Here is a 617-nt window from a genome sequence, read left to right on the forward strand (position 1 = left end):
GAGGTGAAGGTGCCGGACATCGGCGACTTCGATTCGGTCGAAGTCATCGAAGTGCTGGTAGCCGAGGGCGACACGGTCGAAAAGGAACAGCCGCTGATCACGCTGGAATCCGACAAGGCCACGCTGGAAGTGCCCTCCACGGCGGCCGGCCGAATCACCGGACTGAAGGTCGCCGAAGGCAGCACCGTCTCCGAAGGCGACGTGATCGCGCTGCTCGAATCCAGCGGCGGCGGCCAATCCTCGGGTGCCAAGAGCCAGCCGCAATCCGGTGGCGATCGGCAGGCCGCCGGCTCGTCGCAATCCAAGTCGGGCAGCGACCGGGCCCAAAAACAGCGCGACGACAAAAGCAGCGAAGAGCCGTCGACGCCGCGTTCGGGCACCGCGCACAAGGACGACGAGCCGCACGATGCCGGTCGTCGCGGCGGCGACCCGTCCCAGCTCAAGTCGGTGGATGAAGACCGCTTCGGCAAGGCCCATGCCTCGCCCAGCGTGCGCAAGTATGCCCGTGAGCTCGGCGCCGACCTCGGTCGCATCGAAGGTTCGGGCCACAAGGGCCGCATCACCTTCGAGGACGTGCAGTCCTACGTGAAAGGCGCGCTCGATCAAGTCCAGAGCGG

At 66.6% G+C, this 617-nt stretch carries 1 protein-coding gene; it reads left to right on the forward strand.

Translation table 11 applies throughout. The features are described from left to right. Positions 1-617, forward strand: a 617-nt coding sequence (locus ACS8YF_RS19880; protein ID WP_440851806.1) for a biotin/lipoyl-containing protein, incomplete at both ends; no start/stop codon positions are given.

The sequence above is a fragment of the Salinisphaera sp. SWV1 genome (genome assembly GCF_052044155.1).
Lineage (GTDB): Bacteria > Pseudomonadota > Gammaproteobacteria > Nevskiales > Salinisphaeraceae > Salinisphaera.